Origin of the sequence: Flavobacterium maritimum (assembly GCF_040049085.1) — a bacterium.
Lineage (GTDB): Bacteria > Bacteroidota > Bacteroidia > Flavobacteriales > Flavobacteriaceae > Flavobacterium > Flavobacterium maritimum.
The window spans coordinates 2,962-5,781 of sequence record NZ_JBDLZY010000012.1 but is presented as its reverse complement, the minus strand read 5'-3'; the positions used below and the strand labels follow the sequence as shown (position 1 = coordinate 5,781).

Below are 2,820 nucleotides of genomic sequence, written 5' to 3'. Positions count from 1 at the left end.
AAAAACATGAAAAAAAAGCTTTAAAAAAGCTTGTTAAAACGGATTTAGTTGCTACTTTTGCACCCGCAACAACGCAGACGTTCATTCACAAATTGGCAGGTAAATAGGAATTGGGATTTGAAATTTATTTCAAAAAAAAATTCAAAAAAAGCTTGTGAGATTTGAAAAGAGGTTGTAGTTTTGCACCCCGCTAAAGCAGCAAAGTTCCTTGACATACTGATGAGATAAGAGAAGAAAAAGAAAAATAAATTTTTTCAAAAAAAACTTCAAAATTTCTTGCCAGTTAAAAAAGAATCGCTACTTTTGCACCCGCTTTGAGAGACACTTTAAGAAGAGTTAATCGGGCGAAAAATAAGAAGAACACGTTCCTAGACATATTGAATTGACAGCCGTTTTAAGAGAGATCTTAAAACAAATAATAAGAGTAATAGAATCGAGAGATTTGAGAATAACCACTAGAACTTCAGTCAAATAAACAAAGAGTCGAATTTATTCGATTCAAACAATATACGATGAAGAGTTTGATCCTGGCTCAGGATGAACGCTAGCGGCAGGCTTAACACATGCAAGTCGAGGGGTATAGTTCTTCGGAACTAGAGACCGGCGCACGGGTGCGTAACGCGTATGCAATCTACCTTTCACAGAGGGATAGCCCAGAGAAATTTGGATTAATACCTCATAGTATAATTGAATGGCATCATTTAATTATTAAAGTCACAACGGTGAAAGATGAGCATGCGTCCCATTAGCTAGATGGTAAGGTAACGGCTTACCATGGCGACGATGGGTAGGGGTCCTGAGAGGGAGATCCCCCACACTGGTACTGAGACACGGACCAGACTCCTACGGGAGGCAGCAGTGAGGAATATTGGTCAATGGGCGCAAGCCTGAACCAGCCATGCCGCGTGCAGGATGACGGTCCTATGGATTGTAAACTGCTTTTGTACAGGAAGAAACACTGGTTCGTGAACCAGCTTGACGGTACTGTAAGAATAAGGATCGGCTAACTCCGTGCCAGCAGCCGCGGTAATACGGAGGATCCAAGCGTTATCCGGAATCATTGGGTTTAAAGGGTCCGTAGGCGGTCAGATAAGTCAGTGGTGAAAGCCCATCGCTCAACGGTGGAACGGCCATTGATACTGTCTGACTTGAATTATTAGGAAGTAACTAGAATATGTAGTGTAGCGGTGAAATGCTTAGAGATTACATGGAATACCAATTGCGAAGGCAGGTTACTACTAATGGATTGACGCTGATGGACGAAAGCGTGGGTAGCGAACAGGATTAGATACCCTGGTAGTCCACGCCGTAAACGATGGATACTAGCTGTTGGGAGCAATCTCAGTGGCTAAGCGAAAGTGATAAGTATCCCACCTGGGGAGTACGTTCGCAAGAATGAAACTCAAAGGAATTGACGGGGGCCCGCACAAGCGGTGGAGCATGTGGTTTAATTCGATGATACGCGAGGAACCTTACCAAGGCTTAAATGTAGATTGACCGGTTTGGAAACAGATCTTTCGCAAGACAATTTACAAGGTGCTGCATGGTTGTCGTCAGCTCGTGCCGTGAGGTGTCAGGTTAAGTCCTATAACGAGCGCAACCCCTGTTGTTAGTTGCCAGCGAGTCATGTCGGGAACTCTAACGAGACTGCCAGTGCAAACTGTGAGGAAGGTGGGGATGACGTCAAATCATCACGGCCCTTACGCCTTGGGCTACACACGTGCTACAATGGCCGGTACAGAGAGCAGCCACTGGGTGACCAGGAGCGAATCTATAAAACCGGTCACAGTTCGGATCGGAGTCTGCAACTCGACTCCGTGAAGCTGGAATCGCTAGTAATCGGATATCAGCCATGATCCGGTGAATACGTTCCCGGGCCTTGTACACACCGCCCGTCAAGCCATGGAAGCTGGGGGTGCCTGAAGTCGGTGACCGCAAGGAGCTGCCTAGGGTAAAACTGGTAACTAGGGCTAAGTCGTAACAAGGTAGCCGTACCGGAAGGTGCGGCTGGAACACCTCCTTTCTAGAGCCTTAGTGTTAGTATTTAATACACGCTAAGGAAAGAAGACGAAAAGTCTTGTGGGGTCAAATAATGACATTATATTACTCTTGCTGTTAGTTCAAATAATACAATTTAAGTAAAAACAGAGTCTCGTAGCTCAGCTGGTTAGAGTACTACACTGATAATGTAGGGGTCGGCAGTTCGAGTCTGCCCGGGACTACTATTTAACTTAAATAAACGGAAATTTTAGAAGTATGAGTATGAATTACCATTAATTCAAAATTCAACATTCATAATTTAAAATTAGAAATGGGGGATTAGCTCAGCTGGCTAGAGCGCCTGCCTTGCACGCAGGAGGTCAACGGTTCGACTCCGTTATTCTCCACAAGATGCTGAATTAAGTTCAGCAGAAAAGTTCATTGACATATTGAGATAAGAAAATATTAAAAAGTAGAAAGCATTTTTTACTAAGTATTTATATTTAGTAAAGAAAAACGGCATAATTAAATTTATGTTGGTACAATAAGCAAAATAAGGGCGTATGGGGGATGCCTTGGCTCTCAGAGGCGAAGAAGGACGTGATAAGCTGCGAAAAGCTACGGGGATTGGCACACACGAATTGATCCGTAGATATCCGAATGGGGCAACCCACTATGTTGAAGACATAGTACACCGATAGGTGGGCAAACCCGCTGAACTGAAACATCTAAGTAGGCGGAGGAGAAGAAAACAAAAGTGATTCCGTAAGTAGTGGCGAGCGAACGCGGATTAGCCCAAACCAATGTTGTTACGGCAATGTTGGGGTTGTAGGACCACGA

2 tRNA genes and 2 rRNA genes (1 of these 4 only partly in view) are annotated in these 2,820 nt (G+C 44.2%); all 4 read left to right on the top strand.

Annotated elements, in window-relative coordinates:
* The first annotated feature begins 509 nt into the window (after positions 1-509).
* Positions 510-2,023: ribosomal RNA gene (locus ABEB23_RS18010) — 16S ribosomal RNA — on the top strand.
* A 125-nt stretch (positions 2,024-2,148) separates the two neighbouring features.
* Positions 2,149-2,222 (top strand) — tRNA-Ile (locus ABEB23_RS18005).
* A 91-nt stretch (positions 2,223-2,313) separates the two neighbouring features.
* A tRNA-Ala gene (locus ABEB23_RS18000) sits at positions 2,314-2,387 on the top strand.
* A gap of 135 nt (positions 2,388-2,522) precedes the next feature.
* A 23S ribosomal RNA gene (locus ABEB23_RS17995) occupies positions 2,523-2,820 on the top strand; it runs 2,681 nt beyond the window's last position.
* Together the 16S and 23S rRNA genes with 2 tRNA genes alongside form the textbook arrangement of a ribosomal RNA operon.